Origin of the sequence: Flavobacterium ponti (genome assembly GCF_042652765.1) — a bacterium.
Lineage (GTDB): Bacteria > Bacteroidota > Bacteroidia > Flavobacteriales > Flavobacteriaceae > Flavobacterium > Flavobacterium ponti.
Map to the genome: position 1 here is coordinate 123,445 of NZ_JBHSGW010000027.1, position 22,076 is coordinate 145,520.

Below are 22,076 nucleotides of genomic sequence, written 5' to 3' on the forward strand. Positions count from 1 at the left end.
TTAATAAACTACCCTAAAATCTGAGCAGCATGTTCCTTAGTTTTAACTTTCTCAATAACTTCTTCAATGATTCCGTTTTCATTAATGATGAAAGTGGTTCTGTGAATGCCATCATATTCTTTTCCCATGAACTTTTTTGGACCCCAAACTCCAAAGGCATTTATAACACTCTTATCTTCATCGGCTAATAATGGAAAAGGTAAATCATATTTTTCTATGAATTTAGTTTGCGCTTTTGCACTATCAGCACTAACTCCTAGTAATGCATAATTTTGAGCTTCAAATTTTTTAAAATTATCTCTTAAATCACAAGCTTCTGCTGTACAACCTGGAGTACTTGCTTTTGGATAAAAGAAAACTACTAATTTTTTTCCTTTGTAATCTGCTAAAGTATGTGGGTTTCCGTTTTGGTCTAATCCTGAAAAATTGGGTGCTTTATCTCCTGCTTTTAAAGTTGTCATAATTTATAGTTTATATTGAACTTGTTCCTGAATTTGTTTAATTTTACAACTATAAAAGTACAAAAATGACCAAGAAAGAGCGAGCAACATTTGTTATAAATACGTTAAATGAATTATATCCCGAAATTCCAATTCCATTAGATCATAAAGATCCTTATACATTATTAGTTGCTGTTTTGTTGTCAGCACAGTGTACCGATGTAAGGGTGAACCAAATAACTCCTATTCTTTTTGCTAAGGCTGATAACCCTTATGACATGATAAAAATGAGTGTTGATGAAATCAAAGAAATTATTCGACCTTGTGGTTTATCTCCAATGAAATCAAAGGGAATTCACGGTTTATCTCACATTTTGATTGACAAATATAATGGTGAAGTTCCTCAAAGTTTTGAAGCTTTAGAGTCATTACCAGCAGTTGGTCATAAAACAGCAAGTGTTGTTATGAGTCAAGCTTTTGGTGTTCCTGCATTTCCAGTAGATACTCATATTCATCGATTAATGTACCGTTGGAATTTAACTAATGGAAAAAATGTTGTACAAACAGAGAAAGATGCAAAAGCTATTTTTCCAAGAGAATTGTGGAATGATTTACATTTACAAATTATTTGGTATGGAAGAGAATATTCTCAAGCTAGAGGCTGGGATTTAGAAAAAGATATTATCACCAAAACAATCGGTAGAAAATCCGTTTTGAATGAATATTACAAGAAATCAAAATAAGTTCTAAACTAGTTTAAAACAAAAAAATCCTGATATTTTCTATCAGGATTTTTTCTTAATTAGCTATAATTTCAATTTTTTTATTACCTACTTTAACAACATTTAATGCTGCAGAATAACTTAAAATCAGTTGAATAGTTTCTTTTTTTGGTAACATTTTTGAAGAAGCTAATTTTTCTTTAGAGTAAATTTTTGCCATATATATGATTGTTTATACTATAACGAAATTGAGAATTAAATATTGTATAAATGTTAAAATTATTTATTTCGTAAAAAAAAAGAACCATTTTGAGAATATCAAAATGGTTCAATTAGCATAATATATAACTAAACAAATATTAATTCGTTAAAACAATTTGATTTTTATCAATTAACTTTCTTAAATTCATTAATGCATAACGCATTCTACCAAGTGCAGTATTGATACTAACACCTGTTTGTTCTGAAATTTCTTTAAAGCTTAAATCTTCATACATTCTCATTACCAAAACTTCTTTTTGATCATTTGGTAATTCTTCAATTAAACGTTTCAAAGCTTCTTCTACTTGTTCTGTAATCATTTGACCTTCGATTGTTGAAGAAGTATCTTTTAGAAATTCAAAAATAGAGTACTCCTCTGTTTCTCTTGTCATTGGCATTTTTTTGTTTTTACGATAATGGTCAACGATAAGATTATGTGCAATACGAATTACCCAAGGAAGAAATTTACCTTCTTCGTTGTAAGTTTTTGTTTTTAAAGTTCTGATAACTTTAATAAATGTATCTTGAAAAATATCATCGCAAAGATCGCGATCATTTAATTTTGAATAAATAAATCCGTAAATTCTTGATTGATGCCTTTCTACTAATTGAGAAAGTGCTAGTTCATCTCCAGCTATATACTGCTGCACTAAAATTGCGTCAGGAAGTTGATTATTAGCCATAATAATACCTTTTAATTGGGGTTAAATAATTTTTAAAAAGTATTTTTATTTGCTATAGGCTAATTGATTATTAGTGGTTTATGAGCCAAATATAACATAATTAATTCTTAAAATCCAAATTTATTTTAAACTTTTATTGAAAAAAATGCTAAAAATGGATATTTTACTGCTTAAAAATAGTTTTTATACCGATAATTCCGATAAACATTAAACTATTATTAAAAAAAATATTTTGTGATTAATTTAAAATCATTTTTTTGATTATTCTTTTATTTTCAGAATAAATGGATAATAAATAAACACCTTTAGATAAGTTATTCACATCAACTTGATTTGATTCTAATTTTGTTTTCATAACAATATTGCCTGTTAAATTATATATTTCAATTCCATCAATATTGCGATTTGAATTAAAGTATATAAAATCATTCACAGGATTTAAAAAATAAAACTCTTCTGCCTTAGCAAAATTTTCAGCTTCCAATGTACAATTGTCTCCAACCACATATGAAAAATAATTTGTAACTGATAATCCACCTGCATACGCAAATTTAGCTGCATAATTGATTGTTGAACCAATAGTTTGACCTGTAATCGTTTTGGTAAAAATATTGCCCGAAACATTAGTCATTTGAGTTTCAGAAAACGGATTTTGTTTCCATAAGTAGGCTAAAACACCCACTTTGTCGGTATCTAACATTTCGAAAGTAATTTTAACATCTGTTCCTAAAGTTTCAAAAGTATAGTTATATCCAATTGAAAACGAACCTTGCTGTGCTGCGGAATCAGTTCCTGAACAAGCTGTTGACCCTAATGTCGTTGCGTTTAGAATAATTGGATTTGAAACATAATTATTTCCAGCCAAATCACTTGCAGTTATTGAAAAACTATAATTTGTATTTGATGATAAGTTTGGAATTACAACAGATTTTTGAATTCCTGAAGGATTAGCAAAAGAAATGGCTCCTCCACTGTAAGTAACATTATAAGCAACATTTCCTGAATTATCATTTGCATTTAGAAGTAATTCTATTGTAGAGCTTGTAACTGTTCCAATTGAAGCCGTAAAATTTGTAGGAGCTTCAGTATCAACTAGCGTATTTTGATACACTCTAACGTAATCAATTTCCATAGAACTTTCCGTATAATTTGATGGAATATTTCCTGCAATTCCGCCCATTGCAATGTTTAACAAAAGATATTGTTCAGAAGTGAATGGCCAATTACTTGCTGTCTTAAGAGCTGGATTATAAGTATAGAAAACAACTCCGTCTAAAAGAAATGATATTTGATAAGGTGACCAATTCATAGAATAAATATGAAAATCAGTTCCTAAATTATTTGCAATTGTTCCACCAATATTCATTGTGTTACCAAAAGATGAAGGTGTGTGCAAAGCACTTTGGATATAATTTATAGGTTGTGATGGAGTTATACCATGCTCCATAATATCGATTTCTCCACAAGCTGGCCAATCCACAGTTCCATAAGTTGCATCAAAGTAAGCTCCATCTTCATTTACATTTTTTGCCAACATCCAAATCGCTGGCCAAGTTCCCTGATTTATTGGTAATTTTGCTCTGACATCTACTCTACCATATAAGAAAGCAAATTTAGAATTTAATCGGGCTGAAGTATATTGTTTTGTAACTCCTTGATCAGTATAAGGTTCTTTTTTGGCAACAATATTTAGAAAACCACCATCAACAAATGAATTGGTCAATTGATTGGTGTAATGTTGTACTTCTCCATTAAACCAACTTCCACCAGAAGGCAATTGGGTTTGGTGAAACCAATTAGTGGCATTTATAGCACCATTGGTATCAAATTCATCTGACCAAACTAAATCAGTATAAATTACGTCAACTTGTGAAAAGCTAAACGTACTATAAATTAATAATAAAAGTACTAATTGTAATTTATTCTTCATTTTATTTTTTTTAAAACTTTAATTTTTCATTTTTATCCCAAATTCCCCAATAAGCTCCAACTTCACCTTCTGCTCCTACTTTCCATGACTCATCAAAAGAAGAAAAATAAAAAATATCAATATTTTCATCTTTGGACCATAATTGCGAATTGATAAAGTATTTAATTGCGTTTTCAGTTGATGGATGAGAATCTCTGAAACTTTCTCCTTGACTAGGCCAACCTGTTTCAGTAATAATTACTTTTTTTCCGTTGGCAACACCTTTAGCTTGATGATACATGCTTTTCATGTGTGCCAAAGAATAATCTATAGTGCTTCCTTCCCAATAAGGATAACAATTGGTTAGAATGACATCACAAGCTTCTGTAATTCTTGGTTTAATCGTGAACTCATAATAAGCATCAACGTATCCAACAGGAATATTAGAAGGAATTTCTTTTTTAACTTTGGCCATAAAATCTAGTAATTCATCTTCAGATAAATCTTTTCGATACATTACTTCGTTTCCAACAGCAGCAATATCTACATAACCTTCATTCGCTAATTTTATTAATCCTTCAATTTCTTTTTTGTTTACTTCTGGATCATCTCCTAACCAAGCACCTACAAGTGTTTTGATGCCATATTCTCTTGCAATAATTGGAATAAACTCATTTCCTTCATTACAAGAAAAAGAACGAACCCATTTGGTATAAGGAGCAATAATTTTCATTCTACGTCGAACTTGTTCTTCTGAGATAATATCTCCAGGTTTTTGTCCGTCTTCATATAAACTAAAACAAATTCCGTGCATTCCATTTTCAAGAACTTCATTAAAAAGCTTTTGAATTTCTTGTTCTGATTTTCCTGTAAAATCTAAACCAACTCCATAATCTGGATTAGCATAGTCAACATTATCAAAATAATCTATATAATCTTTTCTAAATGACATTTTGTTCAGATTTTAATTTATTCTTTTTAGTTAATCTTCTTTCTTGTAATTCTTTTTTTATTCTGCTTACTCTATCTTCGTTTAAGTTATAATTCCACATAATCCAAACTGCTAAACCTGCTGTTATGGAAGGAATTATAATATCAGCAATTCTTAAATCATTCATTGTTTCTAAAGTTTGTACAGACTTTCCTGCATCAAAACCCACAATAGATAAAACTAAACCACCCAAAGCTAATGCAATGGATTGCCCAATTTTTACCATCCACCAATAAACTGCACCAAAAGTTCCTTCTCGTCTTGGTAGTCCATTTCTTAATTCATCTAAATCACAAACATCAGCTGTCATACTCATCATTAGGGTAAATAATCCTCCTAATCCAAATGCCATAAATGGTATTGGTAATAATAACATGATTGGCATTTCAATTGAAAATTTAACAACATCAACTTGAAGTACTACATCATTAAAAAGAACTGCAGTATTCTCATCTACTACAACAAAACCCCACCATTTTAATATATAACCAATTATAGATATAAAAGTTGATATGATAAAAGCATTTCTTTTTCCAAATTTATTTGCAAGCCAAGATACTATTGGAATTATCAATACAGCAGTTAAGAAAGCTCCTAAAATTGAGAAAATTGCAGGAACAGTTCCAGCCATTTCATAACTACCTTTGTACATATAAAAAACAATGATAAAATAACTGAATGAAGCTACCATTTGAAATCCATTAAAAACTAAAAAAGTAGCACCACATAATCGCATAAATGGATTATTCTTAGTCATATTTTTAATATTTTGCCATAAAATAGCCAAATTACTTGCAAGACTTTTAAATGTTATTTTTGCCTTACTATCATCATCAGAAACATCAATTTCTCTGCAGAATATTGCAGGTAATAAACCAAAAATTAAACATGTAAATCCAACAAAAATTGATAATGTTCGAACACCGTCTGCTTGCGATTCAAATAAGTCCTTATTGGCTATAAGTACCCAAAAAAGAGGAACAATCATCCAAGAAATTTGACCAACCATATTTGCGATTCCCATTAATCTAGTTCGTTCTTTAGTATCTGAGGTCATTTCGTAACCCATTCCAATTAGTGGTGTAGAAAAAATAGTATTGGCAAAAATGAATAAAATAGAAAACAACAAGAAATACCAAAAATTATAAGTTGATCCATTCACTTCATACATTTGCCATTGCACAACAAATAAAATAGCTGATAAAATAGCCCCAACAAAAATATAAGGTCTTCTTCTTCCCCACTTTGAGGATGTATTATCTGTAATAAAACCCATTATTGGATCCGATAAAGCATCAAAAAATCTTGGAATAGCAGCCAATAAACCTGCAATTGCTGGTTCAATTCCAAAAGCTGTAATCAAGAAAAATGAAAAAACACCCAATGCACCTGGTAATAAGTTATTAACTAAATGTCCAGATCCAAAAGCAGCTTTTTGAAGTAACGGCACTTTTTCTTGTATGTAGGGTTTGTTTTGTGTCATATTTTGGATGGTTTAAATCATTATTTAATCACAACCGTTTGCAATGCTTTTGCAGGAATTGCAATGATTCTTTTCTTGTTGTTTAATTTTAATTCAATTGAATATTTAGTCTCTGTTGGATTAAAAATTGCTACTGCAATACTTCCATCAGGATTTTGAACTGCTGTTGAAACTACATTTTTAGAATCTATGATACATCCAATTTTAACTGCACCTGGACGCATAAACTTGCTAAAATGAGCCATCGTGTAATATAATGGTGTGAAATAAACCTCATCTTTTTCTGGGTCAACAATAACTGGAGCAACACACCAGTTTTTAAACCAATTTGGTCCACCTTGTCTATCTAAAACCATATTCCAATCTATCCAACCATCAACATGATTGTTTAAACATCCTATGATATCATTAGCATATCGATTCACAGGAGCATATTTTGGGTGTAAATATTTTTCTTTTTCACTTGCCCAATCCCAACCCCAATCGGTAGCTTCTTTTTGCCAATACCAAGCATCTTCTTGCCAATGTGGAATTTCTGAATCGATGCAACCTTCAGTTTCAATTAAGTATTTGTTTGGAGCTTTTTTGTGAGCGTATTGCAAATCTTCTGGAAAAACCTCATAGGTGCTTTCATACCAATGAATAGCCATTCCTGCAAAATATTTAGACGTTTTTTCATCTCTATACATTTCGTCAGCCCATTCTTTTATTCCAGCTCTGTTTTGATCATAACCTAAAATCTTGGTTTTTCCCCAACCGTCTTTTTCTAATTTTGGTCCTAAATGATTCTGAACAAAATCGGTCATTTCTTTTGGAGAAAAATGAGTGCTTTCCCAATTATTTCCGTTTCCGTGAGGTTCGTTTATAACAGTGACACCCCAAATATCAATTCCTTCATTTTTATATGCCTCTAAATATTTTGAAAAGTATAAAGCAAAAACATCATTGTATTCTGGTAATAATTTTCCACCCACATAATTTTTATTGTCTTTCATCCAAGGTGGACACGACCAAGGAGAAGAAATGATTTTAAATCCGTCTTTTGAAATTGCTTTTGCTTCTTTTATCATTGGAATTAAATCGTCTTTATCATCTTCAATGGTAAAGTTTTCCAAAGTCATGTCATTTTCGACTTTAGCATAAGTGTAATTGCTTAATGAAAAATCACATGATGCTATATGAGTTCTAGTTAATGAATAATTTGAACCATCTTCACTAAAGTAAGCATCTAATATTTTTTTACGGTTTTCTTTGCTCAATCGATTGAGTAATGAGGCCGAAGCTTCCGTAAAAGAACCTCCAAAACCAGTAATAGTTTGGAATTTTTCTTCAGGATTTAAATCAATGGTAATTAAACTATCAGATTTTCCAAATTCTGTAATTTTAGTCATAGCATTTCCAGAAGCTGATGTTTCATAAACTTCAATTTCCAATGCATCATTTTTTTTATCACAATTTATCATTGTCATTATTAAAAAGGTGAAAAATGTGTATTTTAAATATTTCATGATATTAATGATTTGGTGGTACTAAAACATTATTCATTAATTCTTCTTTATTTCCATTGTATGTTTTTGTGATTGAAGTTCCGTTTCTCTTCAAATTTTCGAATACTTTATTATCAACCAAATCCCATAAGGCATATTTTGCTTTTCCATCTACTGTAATAAGTCCGAAATGATTTTCAGAGCCCAAAGGGTTTCCGCTATCTTTCCATGGTTCGTCAAAAGCTTCAAAAAAGAAACATGAAATTCCTTCTTTGTTTGTCCATTCTCTCATTGCATTATAATAAAGTGCTTGTTTGTATTCATCTGATGCTTTGGAACCATCATTGCCATAAAAACCATCTGAACTTGAAGCCCAACCTGTTTCTCCAATATGAATAGGCTTACTTGGATTGATACTTTTTACATAGTTTTTAACCGTATTATATTGCATCTTGGCAAATTCTAAAGAACGATTCATAGCTACATTTACTTTTTCTATATCAGAAAGTTTACTTTCATCAGCAGGAATTTTCCAGAAATTTGGATTATAATGTGAATTATGATAAGGATATGTATGCATGGAAACATAATCAACTGCTTGAATAAGTGCTTCTAAATCTTTTGTTTTATAGTTGTCTTCTGCTCCACCCCAGGAGGCAAAATCATCAGAACATGTAACCCATAAATCTTTATCTAATTTGTTGTCTTTTTTTAATTTTTGTAAATGATTAACCCATTTTAAAATCACATTAGGTTGCACAAAATAACTTGTTGCCCATTTGACCATAGCTTCATTTCCAACAGCTATGATTTTTACAATTTCTGGATATTTGTTAGCTAATCGAACTGCCTCATCAATTTCCTTTGCATTTCTTTCACTTTCTTCCTCATGATTGGGTTCTAAATCTGTCCAAGCGTTTTTGCAATCAATCCAAGCACCTAACATTACATACATTTCGAAATCTGGATTTTCTTTTTTTAATTCAGAAATCGCAATTAAAACATTAGACGCATGAGCTAAATGAACATTATAAGTTCGAATCACTTTAATATTCATAACAGACAAAATCAATAAATCTTCTTTTAATTGTGCTATCGTGGGTTGAATATCTCTTGAAGTTTTTCGATAACCACCATAACATATGGCTTGATAATTTGGATTTCCTAGTATATCTTTTGCAGTCACTTGTTTACTTTTTGGGGTATTGTTTATTTTCGTTTCTTTTTTACATGAAAACATAATCAAGACTAATGCAATTATAGCAATAGACTTGAATGCTGTTTTACTATGTACTAAAGTCTTACGATTCATTGTTTTATTTTAATTCGTTTGCTAAAACGTGTACAATTATTTGATTGATTTCATTGGTTCTTTCAAAAACTTGTTTGCTTGTATTTACATCTAAAGTCAAGGATTCAAACTTTTTAGTTGCATTGTCGTTGTATATAATTTGAATACTTTTTTGATTAGAAACTTGATAAATTACTGGAATCTGACAATAAGTAAAACAAAGCGAATTAGGTTGCAACTCAATACTTTTTTGATTGAAATTCATATCTACATACTTAAATGTTTTAGCTTTTGAAAGAAATTCATCTTTACGCAATAAACATGGATTGAAGCATAGTTTTCCATTTTTAACAAAAACACCTAACTCTCCAAAACGACTTAAAATATCTTCTTTTACTTGACCTGTCATTCCAGGTTGTTGAGCACCTTTTCCGGCTGGAGTATGTGAATATGGATCGGTTGGAAAAGCTCCGTATAATGCTGGAGATTTATGCACACCAATTCCTTCATTAATTTCATAATAATGTTCTAATAATCTTCCAATGACTTCTGGTGATTCATTTTCTTCAACAGCTTTTAGACAACATTCTTGAACTGCTAATTGCAGTTTTGAAACCATGTGCCAATAGACTGAACCTAAACCTTCGTAACCATAGAAAGTTCCGGAACGACCCGTAAATGATTTGTGATTAAAAACTTCTTCAAAAGCTTGTAAAACCAGTTTTTTATCTTTTTGAAGTTTATCTGAATAAGAAGTTTTAGAAAGTGCTTCTAATGCTTTTTCTAAATCAGCTGCATTTTTAAAATTTCCATTGAAATGGTATTTTCCAAAACAATCTTTTTCAATAATCTGTGTGTTGTTATTGGCTACTAATTCTTTGAATAATTCAGATTTTGAAACAGCTTCTTCTGAAATTGTATTTTTTTCAATGAATTTTGGTAATTCTTTGTTTGGATAAAGAATGTAACTGTATTGGTCTTTTCTAAATAATTTACTGTTTTTTAAAGCATCTAAAACACTCAAAGCTTCTTTAGACGACAAATAGCCTGAACTTAAAACTGCTACTTGACCTTCAAGCATTTCACTTAAATAAGAAATGGAAACTTCTTTTTCGTTTTCAACAGTCATTAAGTTATAAGCGTGATACAGATTATCTGTTCTTTTGTTCGCTTCGATAGAATGGTCGATAAATTTTAAACTTACTTTGATAAATCGTTTTAAACCATCCATAGAATGTGTTCTTTTATTTCCCCAAAATCCATTTTGATATACTTGATTTCGATATTCAGAAGCAGCTTTTCCAAGAGCATCTAAAATCATTTTTCTATCAGAATCATTGAATTTTTTTTCCAATAACGATTCATGTTTAATTAAATTTTCTCTAACAGCATGATAAAATTCTACCATTTCATTAGATATTTTTATTTGTTCAACCTCTGAATTTTCAACTAAATTTTGGAAATAATTCAAGAATCTTCTTAAATAATAAAGCGTAACCATTGAAACTCCATTTCCAACCAAAGCATTATTAGCATCATTCCATTCTGGTCTTTGAGTGTTTAACCAAATTCCTCCTTCAGGAATAAAGTTGGACATTTTTGCCAAGACAGTAGCCAACATTTTTTCAATAAAATTGACTTTATAAATTTCATCGTTAGCATCTTTTAGCAAAGCTCCATCAGCACCAATTGTATTTCTTTCTTCACGAATTTTTAAGTCTAAATTGTGATTAAATTCAATCGTGTCTTTTGGGTTTTTAAGAATATCTTCATATGATTTAATTACGTAAGGCACATTGGCATACACAAAAATATCGTTGTTAAAATATTCTTCTAATTTTTTAGGTTGATGCTTTTGAATAATTTCTAAAAACTTCAACAAATAAATAATTTGATGATCACCCCAATAACCAATATATGACCAAGGATTATCTTCTTCAATGGTTTCCCAATCAAAACCGTCTTTAGTTACTCTATATGGATTATATCCATCAAAAGTGGTTGCGTTCAAGAATTTATGAATCATGTTTTCAATAAATTCAGGAAAAGAATGAGCTAGAGCTTCCCAATTTTGGAAAATATCTCTCCAGTTTCCTTCGTAATCTAAAATTTTAGAACCGTCAATTTCACTTTGCGTATTAATAGAAAATTTATTCCATGGACGACTTGGATCACCGTGTCTTCTACTAAATTTTAATGGTAAATATTCTAAACTTAATCGTTCAAAATCTGAATCATTTTGTTTAGAAGCGAATTCTTTTAAAGTTTCTAAAGAAAATAATTCTGGTAAATGATTTAAGTTATTTTCTAGCTTTTGAAAAACTAAACTATTTGCTTTTTGTACATATGAAATGAAATCTTGTTTTTCAATTTGATAATTAAAATCGAAAATTCCACCTCTCATTATGTTGAATAATGTATTGGCAAAATGTCTTGTATCTCTTAGATCATCGTTAGTCATTTGCAAAGCATCCGATGAAGCATTTAAGGCAATTAATTTTTGAGTACCTAAATCAATATCTTCATTAATTAAACTTGCTATATTATTTTCAGTTTGAATAGTCTTGATAATTTGAGCAACATCAGAATGATCTTGATTTACGTTTGCAATAAGCATCCAATCTTCTTTCGAATTTGCCTTTAAACTGATTTCAGTATTTATAAAATAAGCTCCTTTTTCACCTTTGATGTCATTTTCTGGAGTAACTTTTTGTTTTTTTCTAAATTTGGAAAGTTGTAAGGATGAAACTAAATAATTTGGGTTTTCTAAACCTAATGACCAAACTATATTTGATTTTAGAGCTTCGCTAGGTTCAGCTTTATCAACTATAATAGCACTTAGAGCATAAATTCCTAAACCGCTATTCTCAGCTAATTGACTTCTTTTATAAGCATCAACCAAATTGCTAGCTGCATTTTGTAAATCACTACTTACACCATAAGGCATAATATTTTGAATTCCGTCTAAAAGATTTATTTCATAATCATTATCAGAATTATTTATCAATTCAGACTTTCTAACAAAACCATATTTACTACTTGAATTCCATTGATATCTATAAGTAATTTCTAAATCATGATTTATTTCTTCAAATATTACTTTATTACCATAAAGGTTCTTGTATAAATTTCTGGAAATTGAATAGATATTATCTGAAAATCGTTCCGAAAAAGGTTCCCAAATATGAATGTTATTATTCCAATGAATTTGAAAAATAGATTTGCTTCCAGTGATATCAAATGATTCTGTTATTTTATCATCTGTGTAATATGGGAAAAGAGCAAACTCAGCATTTTTTCTTCCAGCTGTTAAACCACCATTGCTTGATATAAACATCCAATGATTTGAATCACTAACAATGCTCATAAAAAACGGGCGCATTGCATCGTTATTGGCTATTTTATAATATTTTTCATCATTTACTATAACAATATCCATAGATACATTTTTATTATCTATTTCATTTTCAATACTTATGGATTTATTATTACTCATATTTTCTTAAAGAATTCTATATTATTATCATTTAATTATGGACAAAAAATATCCTTTATCAGGTTTATTTATAAATCCTGATTTATACATTTTTAAATACTAATTAAATTTGCGTTTATTAAAGTTTTTTATTGATATACTCTCACATAATCCACTAACATTTCTTGAGGAAAAACAGTGTCTTGATTAGGAGAACCTGGTAAATTTCCACCTACAGCCATATTCATTATAATGTAAAATGGTTGATTGAAAACCCATTCACCTGTAACATCTTTTGGTGTAATTTGATTGTATAAAACATCATCCACATAGTAATTGATGTAATCTTTACCCCATTCTATACCAAAAATGTGAAAACCAGTATCAAATCTATCGTTTAATAAGGAGTAACTTTTTGATATAGCTTGCCCACCAGCATAACCTGGACCATGAACTGTTCCTAAAACTGTAGTAGGATTATTACCTAGATATTCCATAATATCAATTTCACCACATTGTGGCCATGAAACGGTATCAGAATTTGCACCAATCATCCAAAATGCAGGCCAAAGACCTTTTCCCCAAGGAAGTTTTATCCTAGCTTCAATTCGGCCATATTGTTTTTCAAATTTACCTTTGGTTAAAATTCTTGCTGAAGTAAAACCAGAACCCATATAAGATTCTTGAACAGCTGTAATTTTTAGCATTCCGTTTTCAACAACAATATTTTCGGGTCTATCAGTATAATATTGTAATTCATTATTTCCCCAACCATTATTACCTGTTCCAATTTCATAACTCCACAAGTTATCATTTAAAACACCATCAGTATCGAAATTATCTTCCATCACTAAATTATTCATAGTTGTAACTGTTTGCTTCTCATCGGAAGAACAACTAGCTAGTAATAAAATACTTGCACCTAAAAATATATTTTTGATTATTAAATTATTCATTTTTGATTTTTTAAAGATTAAAAGCTTATATACAATTAGTTATGAAAATAGAAATTATCTATATACACTTTAGCAGAACCCGTAGGCTGAGCTACTAATATGTACTGAGCCAAATGCTGTTTAGCAAGTAAACCTGTGAAACTGCTCAATGGCAAATCATAACTAATCCATTGTCCTTGTGTTGGAGCAGGAAAATTAAGCTGATACTCACTATCATCTCCACCACCAAATGCTCCGTTGGCACCAAAGTCAACAAGTTTCAAAGAAAAAGAAGTAAAATTGGCTGACCAAACGTCTATATGAACATGTGTCATAGCACTAGCATTTATTTGATTATTTACAGTTTCAATACCTACAAAATCTAAATTTGAGTATTCTTTTGTTGCATTACCAGCAATAGTAACATCAGCAAATGTTGCTGAAGACCAAGATGTTTTCCAAGTATCAACTGGTACATTTGTATATTGATCACTAAAGAGTGAAATTACATTTGCAGCCGGAAGTGTTGGTGTTGGTGCAGCAATTGTTGGTGTAGTAGGAACTTTATAAAAGTAAATATTATCTACTAAAATATCCGTAATTCCAGAAGCGGATACCAAAACTACTTGCGCCAAATGTGCTCTACTGGTTAATCCGGTAAAACTAGAAAATGGTATATCTAAACTTACCCAATCTCCACTTGGTAAATTTGCATTTGTAATAGGCAACTCGAATTCTGAATCATCTCCACCTCCAAAAACCCCATTTGCACCAAAATCAGCTAATTTTATATTAATTGTATTTCCTAAACCATTTGCATTTTGAACCTGAAGATCAATATGAAAGTGAGTCATCTGTGTAGCATTCAAAGTTGGTTGTGCAAATTGAATCCCAACATAATTTAATTGTGAATACTTAATAATATCATCTCCATTAATATGAATATCATCTTGACCTAAAGTTGTAGAACCACCCCAGTATCCATTGTAATATTCTACAGGAACATTAGTATAAGCGTTACTAAAAATAGACAACACATTTGCTGGATCTCTTGTTGGCACTGGAGCAGATGTAAAATTACCTAATGAAACATAAGTTAAAGAGCCCTCTGCTAATATACCTCCTAAGGTTGCGGTTATTGTAGTTGGAATTGGATTCATGTTTGAATCTAAAGGACTTGAACCCACAATATTTACTAAACCTAATTCATTTACTGAAGCAACTCCAGGATTTGAAGATATAAATGTATAATAACTTGGAGCAACTATAACTGTTTGATTAGAGCCATTCCCTAAATTAAATGTTTCAGTGAGACCATTAATAGTGCTAGTTGAACCAATAAAAGTTGTTTCATTCACATCAACTCCATCAAGAATTTTAGGCATTGGATGTGCAATTGTTCCTAATTTTTCAAATCTAAGTTCATCAATCCAAAATGTATATCCTAGTCCTCCTGTTCCTTGCGTTCCGGCAGCATATCTTAACATTCCTCGTTCTTGTACTAATTTAGAAGCATCTGGTATTGGAATTACATATTTAGTCCAATTAGTACCAATACTCACATTGGTAATTGTTGCTATGTATTTGTTTTCTATAAAATCTTCACCAAACCCTATTTCATCAATACTTACACCTTGAGATGATTTTGCCCAAAAAGTAAGTGCATCATAACCTGATAAATCTCTTCCAGCTCCATCAATTCTGAAAATGGCTCCAGCATAATTTCCTTCTGGATCATCTGCATTAGGAACATCAAACCTCATAGATGCTGAACCTTTATAACTTACTTCATTATCTACCGACCATGCTGTTGGTTTTGAACCTCCATATGGAAAGTAAAAATTGCTTCCCATTCCAACAGGTAAATCTGTAAAAACTTCACCAGTTTTGGAAAATGTTGCGTCAACTGCATCATCAGATAAATCTCTTTCACAATTAGCACCAGTCAATACAACTAATCCTAAAAGAAAAGTGTTTTTTAAATAATTTATTCTCTTATTTTTCATTTTTTCAATTTTTTAAAATTATTTTCCAATATTAATATGAACATAAGTTCTTATTTCCCATTCAGAACCATTTCCAAATCCAACTGGACTAATTGTTGGAGATGTCGCAAAATCCGAAGATGTAACATTAGGTGAATATCTTGGTGAATATTGGTCTAAAGAACGCCAAATTCCCATGATACCTATTTTTGTGTCTGGTAAAATAAACCAATCTGGTTTTCCAACTGAAGTTGAAATGTCTAAGGAAGATTGAACTGGGTAAGTTAAGTTAAAATCTCTATGGTAATCAAAAGGTCCCCAATCATTAATTTTTAATGAAGAAACTACTTTAACTTTTTTATAAACTACTCTAATATCACCACCAAATCTTTCAATCAATCTAGTATCGCTACCATTTGCTTGTGCGTTACCAAAATAAAAGTTAGCTATTAATCCTAGTTCTGGACTTATTTTTGAAACTACACGGGTATTATTTTCCCAAAGATCATGAGCAGGTGCAGAATTAGCAAAAGCAAAAGAACTACGATTACTTAAGAAACCAATAGCGGCATCTTGAGTTGTTGGCAAATGACGGAAAACAAAATCATTACTAAAAGCAAATTTTGCATCTTCCGCTCTATCATTGTCCCATTCATAAAACCAAGTTCCTGGTGTTGGATCATATGTAAACAGTAATTCTCCACCAACAGTTTCTCTATTTGCTCTTACAACAAACGGGTCATCTTGAATATTTCTTAACCTTCCTGGTGCTTCAACATCATTTGGCATGGCTTCAACAATTGGTTTTTGCCATAAGAAGTTTGGAGCAATTTGAAAATTTCCGATACCATAGGTAAAACCTGCTAAAAAGTTGGTTTGATTTCCACTTCCACTATCTTTCAGTCTCCATCCTGTGAATGTTTGTGTGTTATCTGCTCCACCATTGGCAACAAGTCCCATTATAGCACCTTGTGTATATACATTAAATGCTCCGCTTGAAAAAGTGATTTTTGCTTTTCCACCCCAATTATCTTTAGAATTGATTTTATCAACTTTTACAACACCGCTGTCTACTACTTGAAAATCTCTTCCGTTTAAAGGTTGACCACCCCAAATTCCTCCAAATTCAAATCCAAAGTCTGAAACCTTTGTTTTAAAATAAACAGTTGCTCTTCTTGTTTTTGGCAAAGGAATTGCAATCGAAGTCAATGCTGCCGAAGCTTTTGAAATATCCTCATGATAAACAGCTGCTGCATCAAAAATTCCTATTTTTCTATTGTATTTTAATAAATATGCTGGATTTGCTCCCCACCAAAGTTGTGGTCCAAAAGCTGCTTTTAATCCTTTTAAACTTCTTTTTCCATCAACCTCAAAGCCCAAAGTTTCACCGTTGTAAATATCTAAATTAGGTCCATAATTAGCTTCTGGATATAAACCAAAGAAATCTCCTTCATATCCCCAATGGTAATGACCAGTTCTATAAAAACCTCTAATTTCAAAATCTTTAGCATTCCATTTGTATGAAGCGTTATAGATTTGAACTCTATTTACATCATTAAGGGTTACATTTCCATTATCTGTATTAACTGTAATTGGTCTACCTCTATTCTCATAAAATATTTCATTTATAGGATTTTCAGCTACATGACCTAAAATATTAACATTCACATTAGCTTTCATATTTGGTGCTGGATTTCCTTCTACACCAACATAATAGGATTGCATATGATCAAAACCTAATTTATTAGGATAAGTTATATTATCTGGATCTGCAGTTTCTGGAGTTGTAATTAAACTTCCACCTGTACTAAAAGTTGTGAATTCAGCTCTTAAATTACTGATTTTTAATATATCTGAGTCATTTCCACCAAGAGCAGCTTTATCTCCTCTTGCTCTTAAAACAGCATCCATTAATTGGATGTTACTAAAATATCTATCGATACTTTCTAAAGATGTTCCTTTTTCGTAAGGATTTACATTGTGTACTTCTTTTAGAGCATAATAAGCAGCTCTTGGATACAAAGTATAAAGACCTCTTGTGTTTGTTGGGCCTTTAGCACATATTCCAAACCATTCTTCATTCATGTTGTTTTCACCAACTTTATAATCTGATTGGTAACCACCGTTTGACCATGATGCATTGTTATCATGAACATCTAAATTAGAAGTTTGTCCATATTTCCACCAACCATCACTAAATTGGAAAGTAAAACCTCCTAATGAATTATTAGCTTTTCCTAAACCTGCTGCATTTTCATATATTTCTTTCCAATTATTTACCATATAATAAGCTTGTGATTTTTGATCTTCAGCATTATCAATTGCATTAAAAGCATCAGCCCCAAATTCTGTAAATAAGATTGGTTTATTTAATTTGTTTTTTACTTCATCAAAAGCATTTCCGAATGAAACACCTCTATACATATTTGTACCTAATATGTCGATATCTTTACACTCCTCAGCAATAATATCTAAAAAAAGTAAATCACCATTACAAATTGCCATTGGGTGACTTTTATCTATTTTTTTCATTTCAACAACTGCTTCATTAAAAAGTGCATACATGTCCTTAGCTCTGATAGTAGATTTTCTATCTTCAAGTGGAATATCTTCTGTTTCTGCTCCATCCCAAAACAGTCCATAGTTATTTTCATTACCAAGAAGAAATAATAATAATCCTGGAGTATTTTTATACTCGTCAACCATTTCTTTAGCTTCTTTTAAAAGTAATTCTCTTGTTGCTGGATTAGAATAATTTGTATTAGGAGTCCAAACACCATTGATTGTTAAGCCATATCTACCAAAAGAATGATTTAACATGGTGTAAATACCATATTTTTGATAGATATAAGTAATCCATTTGGGTTGAATTCCTGTATATTGACGAATTGTATTTACACCCATGTTTTTCAAGAGGCTCATTTCATCATCTAATGCAGCTTTAATAACTTCGTCGGATTGATTCCATAAGCTGTAAGAATAATTAGTTCCAATAGGAACATAATCCCAGTTCATTCCATTGATTAGAAAATCATTGCCATTGACAACTAATTTCATCCCATTAGAATTGCTTTCAACAATAACCTTATCAGCTTGTGCATAAATGGTAGATGAAAAACATCCAATGATTAATAAAAAAATAATTTTTCTCATTTGATATACTTTTGTTTAGATTTTAATATAATTATTTGTTTGAGTTAAGGAAGATTACTTTGCGATGATGATACTTGCTATTTATAAACATTTATTAATCTGTTATATTTTTTTATTAGCTAAATATTGAATTTTAAAATTAATCTAATAATTGTAAAAAAATTAAAATTAGATACAACAAAAAACATACATTATAATTATTTATATGTTTTTTTGTCATTAATACATAAAAAACCCACTATTAACAATATTTTATGATACCCTTAATTTATAAATCAAAAAAGTAATAAAGGTTTTAAATATTGCAATGTTGTACTTTTGTATAGGTAAAAAAGTAAAAAATGTATAGTTTAAATTGATAAAATATACTCAACTAAACCTTGTTCATGAGGTAAATCCATTTTTTTACGCAAACGATATCGTTTAATTTCTACACTTCTAACCGAAATATTAATTAATGGAGCAATTTCTTTAGAAGATAAATTTAATCTTAGGTAAGCACAAAGTCTCAAATCATTTGGTGTTAAACTTGGATGAAGTTCTTTTACTTTCTTGATAAAATCCTTGTCGGCATTATCAAAAGCTTCTTTGAAAACATTCCAAGTATCTTCTTCTTTTACATTTCTAGTTATAGTAGAAATTATGGATTTTATGCTTCTATTAGAAGTATCTTCAGTAGAACTTTTTAAATCTTCTTTGATTATATTTAAAAGTTCTGTTTTCTTGATAAGGTTCATCGTTGAAACAGCTAATTCTTTATTTTTCTTATCAACAGCTAAACTTAATTGTTCATTCTTAATCTTCATTATTTCTTGTGAACTTTCTAATTCTTTTAACTCTAGTAAAAGATTGTTTTCTGCAATAATTTTTTCGTGTTTCTTTTCATGAAAATTATTATAGAATTTATTGATGTAGTATGCCAATAATAAAAAGAGAAGTATATAAAAAATCATGGCAAAATTATTTAAATACCATGCTTTCTTGATTGTAAAAGAATAGGTTGCTATATTTTTTGTAATTGAATTGGTTACTTTTGCACGCACACTAAAAACATAATCTCCAGAAGATAAGTTTTTAAAAACAGCATTCGTTTTAGAACTCCATTCACTCCATTCATTTTGAATACCTTCTAATTTATATTGATATTCAGCATTAATATATTTATCATATTCAGGAACTGTAAAATTAAAAACTAAATTGTTATTGTTGTAATTATAAATACCTTCATCTATAATTGAAGAACTAACAGCTTTTTTATTCAAAATATTACTAGAAACTCCAGTAATTGAAACTTTATAATTATTAAATTTTACTTCTTTATTTTTAAGAATATAATATCCATCTGTGGTTCCGATTAAGAATGTTTCATCACTAATTTGGTTAATATTTTCATAACCAGGCATCGAATTTGTTAATGAAGCAGGAATAGGTAAACTATTTTTCTTTAAATCTTGAGTCATTTTACTTGAAGAAAAATAATGAATGTAATTTTTTGTAAAAAACCATAAGTTATTTGATTTATCTACAACCATTTTACCCGTTACGTATTCATCTTTTTCAAAAACAGCACTTAGTAAAGTATCTTTTTCAAATTGTTTTATTTTTTTATTTAATTTAAAAACTCCTTGTCTTGAGGCATAATAAATTTGAGAATTATATTTAATTAAACTGGCATTTTTACCTTTAAGAGGTTTTTTATATTCATATAAATTTGAAGCAGAAGTTAATTCTTTATTGACCTGAAATCTATAAATTCCTTTATATTCATGACTTACATATATTTCATTATTCAAAATTTCAAAATATCTAGAAGAATAATCAAATCCTTTTATTTTATTTTTAAAAATCCATTTATCGTTTACAAATTCTAGAATTGAAATTCCTAAGTAATTCCCTTGAAGAATAATATTTTTATTATTAAGTAGAGGTTCAAACTTCCATGTTCCTGTTTCATTGTAAATCATTGAAGCAGTATTATCTTTGATAATAAAAGTACCAGAATCATGTCCGCAAAAGAGAGTCTCATTGTGCAAAAATAAGGACCATACTTGACCTTTTGTTCCTTGAATAAATGTAAAACCAGAATTTGAATCAATAGCTTTGTAAAAAAGCCCTTGATTTGTTCCTATATAAAGTTTGTCGTTATATACTGCTGATGTATAAACAGTTCCTATTAAACCCGTATTATCTGTATAACTTTTTATAGGTGATTGTAAATTAATACAATTAATTCCGTTATCTAAACCAATCCACAAGTTCTTGTCTGCATCTTCAAATAGTGATAATACAGTATTATTACTCAATCCATCATTTTGAGTAATTTTATATCTTAATTCACCAACACTATTTAAAATAAATATTCCATTAGATATTGTTCCTAAAGTAAAACTACCATCTTGTAGAACTTCAGAATTATAAATACTACTTTGCTTTAATTCATTATCAACCTTTGTAATATATTTTTTTAATTCACCATTTAAATAAGAGTAAATACCTTGTTTTTGAGTAATTAACAACAGCCCATCATTTGAGTCTATTAGGTTTATAATTTTGTTAGCTTTAACGATGGAATCATTTAAAAAAAGTTTGCTTTTACCTTTTTCGATTTCAAATAAACCATTTGTTGTTTGAAAAAAGATTCCTTTTGTAGTTTTAAATGCTTTACTAATGGCAGATTTTGGATCAATTATAGAAAAGCTTTTTGTTTTAGTGTTGTAAGCATAAATTTTTTGCAATGATTGAAATAATACCCAATTATCATAATTTAATATCCCCCAAAATTGTTCATCATCAACAAGTTTGCTTTTTATATTTTTACTTAAAGAAAAATACTTCAATTGCCCATTTTTTTGTCTCACCCAATAACCAAATTCCATATATGAACCTGTATAAATTTTATCATCTATACATTTTACAGAACGAATAATTGTTTCATTAGGTGAAGGATATAATGTCCAATTCGATCCATTGAATTCGAGCAATCCTTCATTATTAGCAAAGAACATAAAATGATTTTCATCTTGAGATATCATCCAGTTTTGTATTCCTGCTTGATAAGTACTTTGCGTATATTTTGTAATTGGAGGTAATTCTTGACCAAAAAAAGAGTATGAAAATAAGATAAATAAAATTGAGAATTTTTTATAAAAATTATTAATCTGCATGATTTCTTAAATATATAATAAATATATATAATAAATATTTATATTTGAATAAATTGATTAAAAAAAGATGTTTTTAACAAGTGTTTAATTATCATTT

Annotated in this window: 14 protein-coding genes; 1 reads left to right on the plus strand and 13 read right to left on the minus strand. The window is 29.7% G+C overall.

What is annotated here, in order from left to right; translation table 11 throughout:
* Nucleotides 1-8: 8 nt before the first annotated feature.
* Complete coding sequence (gene bcp / locus ACFO3U_RS12425) at nucleotides 9-461, minus strand: thioredoxin-dependent thiol peroxidase (protein ID WP_379742897.1); 453 nt, start codon at nucleotides 459-461, stop codon at nucleotides 9-11.
* A 65-nt stretch (nucleotides 462-526) separates the two neighbouring features.
* Between bcp and ACFO3U_RS12430 the strand changes: the two genes are divergently transcribed.
* Entirely contained in the window at nucleotides 527-1,183 is a 657-nt protein-coding gene (locus tag ACFO3U_RS12430; protein WP_379742900.1) for an endonuclease III domain-containing protein, read from the plus strand.
* 55 nt (nucleotides 1,184-1,238) lie between these two features.
* Here ACFO3U_RS12430 and ACFO3U_RS12435 read toward each other — a convergent pair whose 3' ends face one another.
* The 12 genes from ACFO3U_RS12435 to ACFO3U_RS12490 all read right to left on the minus strand — a co-directional run bounded on the left by ACFO3U_RS12435 (nucleotide 1,239) and on the right by ACFO3U_RS12490 (nucleotide 21,979).
* Nucleotides 1,239-1,382, minus strand: a complete 144-nt coding sequence (locus ACFO3U_RS12435; RefSeq protein ID WP_379742903.1) for a hypothetical protein — start codon at nucleotides 1,380-1,382, stop codon at nucleotides 1,239-1,241.
* A 139-nt stretch (nucleotides 1,383-1,521) separates the two neighbouring features.
* Nucleotides 1,522-2,106 (minus strand): RNA polymerase sigma factor, encoded by a 585-nt coding sequence (locus ACFO3U_RS12440; RefSeq protein ID WP_379742906.1) that lies wholly within the window; start codon nucleotides 2,104-2,106, stop codon nucleotides 1,522-1,524.
* A gap of 238 nt (nucleotides 2,107-2,344) precedes the next feature.
* A complete protein-coding gene (locus ACFO3U_RS12445; RefSeq protein WP_379742909.1) occupies nucleotides 2,345-4,036 on the minus strand; it encodes a family 16 glycosylhydrolase in 1,692 nt (563 codons plus the stop codon).
* Between the two features lie 10 nt (nucleotides 4,037-4,046).
* The gene (locus tag ACFO3U_RS12450) at nucleotides 4,047-4,967 is read right to left on the minus strand and encodes a glycoside hydrolase family 17 protein (RefSeq protein WP_379742912.1); all 921 of its coding nucleotides are present in this window, start codon (nucleotides 4,965-4,967) and stop codon (nucleotides 4,047-4,049) included.
* Nucleotides 4,957-6,489, minus strand: a complete 1,533-nt coding sequence (locus ACFO3U_RS12455; RefSeq protein ID WP_379742915.1) for an MFS transporter — start codon at nucleotides 6,487-6,489, stop codon at nucleotides 4,957-4,959. Before ACFO3U_RS12455 ends, ACFO3U_RS12450 begins: the two co-directional genes overlap by 11 nt.
* Nucleotides 6,490-6,509: 20 nt before the next feature.
* Complete coding sequence (locus tag ACFO3U_RS12460) at nucleotides 6,510-7,997, minus strand: glycoside hydrolase family 30 protein (RefSeq protein ID WP_379742919.1); 1,488 nt, start codon at nucleotides 7,995-7,997, stop codon at nucleotides 6,510-6,512.
* A gap of 4 nt (nucleotides 7,998-8,001) precedes the next feature.
* Nucleotides 8,002-9,288, minus strand: coding sequence for a glycosyl hydrolase family 17 protein (locus ACFO3U_RS12465; RefSeq protein ID WP_379742922.1), 1,287 nt, complete (start codon nucleotides 9,286-9,288; stop codon nucleotides 8,002-8,004).
* 4 nt (nucleotides 9,289-9,292) lie between these two features.
* Complete coding sequence (locus tag ACFO3U_RS12470; protein ID WP_379742925.1) at nucleotides 9,293-12,763, minus strand: hypothetical protein; 3,471 nt, start codon at nucleotides 12,761-12,763, stop codon at nucleotides 9,293-9,295.
* A gap of 128 nt (nucleotides 12,764-12,891) precedes the next feature.
* Entirely contained in the window at nucleotides 12,892-13,698 is an 807-nt protein-coding gene (locus ACFO3U_RS12475) for a glycoside hydrolase family 16 protein (protein ID WP_379742928.1), read from the minus strand.
* Between the two features lie 35 nt (nucleotides 13,699-13,733).
* A complete protein-coding gene (locus ACFO3U_RS12480; protein WP_379742931.1) occupies nucleotides 13,734-15,683 on the minus strand; it encodes a glycosyl hydrolase family 16 in 1,950 nt (649 codons plus the stop codon).
* An 18-nt stretch (nucleotides 15,684-15,701) separates the two neighbouring features.
* Entirely contained in the window at nucleotides 15,702-18,815 is a 3,114-nt protein-coding gene (locus tag ACFO3U_RS12485; RefSeq protein WP_379742934.1) for a glycoside hydrolase family 2 TIM barrel-domain containing protein, read from the minus strand.
* A 350-nt stretch (nucleotides 18,816-19,165) separates the two neighbouring features.
* Nucleotides 19,166-21,979, minus strand: coding sequence for a triple tyrosine motif-containing protein (locus tag ACFO3U_RS12490; protein WP_379742937.1), 2,814 nt, complete (start codon nucleotides 21,977-21,979; stop codon nucleotides 19,166-19,168).
* Between the last annotated feature and the right edge of the window lie 97 nt (nucleotides 21,980-22,076).

Coding starts and splice junctions, on each gene's coding strand:
- bcp (WP_379742897.1), bottom strand. CDS start 461: ATGACAACTTTAAAAGCAGGAGATAAAGCACCCAATTTTTCAGGATTA.
- ACFO3U_RS12430 (WP_379742900.1), top strand. CDS start 527: ATGACCAAGAAAGAGCGAGCAACATTTGTTATAAATACGTTAAATGAA.
- ACFO3U_RS12435 (WP_379742903.1), bottom strand. CDS start 1,382: ATGGCAAAAATTTACTCTAAAGAAAAATTAGCTTCTTCAAAAATGTTA.
- ACFO3U_RS12440 (WP_379742906.1), bottom strand. CDS start 2,106: ATGGCTAATAATCAACTTCCTGACGCAATTTTAGTGCAGCAGTATATA.
- ACFO3U_RS12445 (WP_379742909.1), bottom strand. CDS start 4,036: ATGAAGAATAAATTACAATTAGTACTTTTATTATTAATTTATAGTACG.
- ACFO3U_RS12450 (WP_379742912.1), bottom strand. CDS start 4,967: ATGTCATTTAGAAAAGATTATATAGATTATTTTGATAATGTTGACTAT.
- ACFO3U_RS12455 (WP_379742915.1), bottom strand. CDS start 6,489: ATGACACAAAACAAACCCTACATACAAGAAAAAGTGCCGTTACTTCAA.
- ACFO3U_RS12460 (WP_379742919.1), bottom strand. CDS start 7,997: ATGAAATATTTAAAATACACATTTTTCACCTTTTTAATAATGACAATG.
- ACFO3U_RS12465 (WP_379742922.1), bottom strand. CDS start 9,288: ATGAATCGTAAGACTTTAGTACATAGTAAAACAGCATTCAAGTCTATT.
- ACFO3U_RS12470 (WP_379742925.1), bottom strand. CDS start 12,763: ATGAGTAATAATAAATCCATAAGTATTGAAAATGAAATAGATAATAAA.
- ACFO3U_RS12475 (WP_379742928.1), bottom strand. CDS start 13,698: ATGAATAATTTAATAATCAAAAATATATTTTTAGGTGCAAGTATTTTA.
- ACFO3U_RS12480 (WP_379742931.1), bottom strand. CDS start 15,683: ATGAAAAATAAGAGAATAAATTATTTAAAAAACACTTTTCTTTTAGGA.
- ACFO3U_RS12485 (WP_379742934.1), bottom strand. CDS start 18,815: ATGAGAAAAATTATTTTTTTATTAATCATTGGATGTTTTTCATCTACC.
- ACFO3U_RS12490 (WP_379742937.1), bottom strand. CDS start 21,979: ATGCAGATTAATAATTTTTATAAAAAATTCTCAATTTTATTTATCTTA.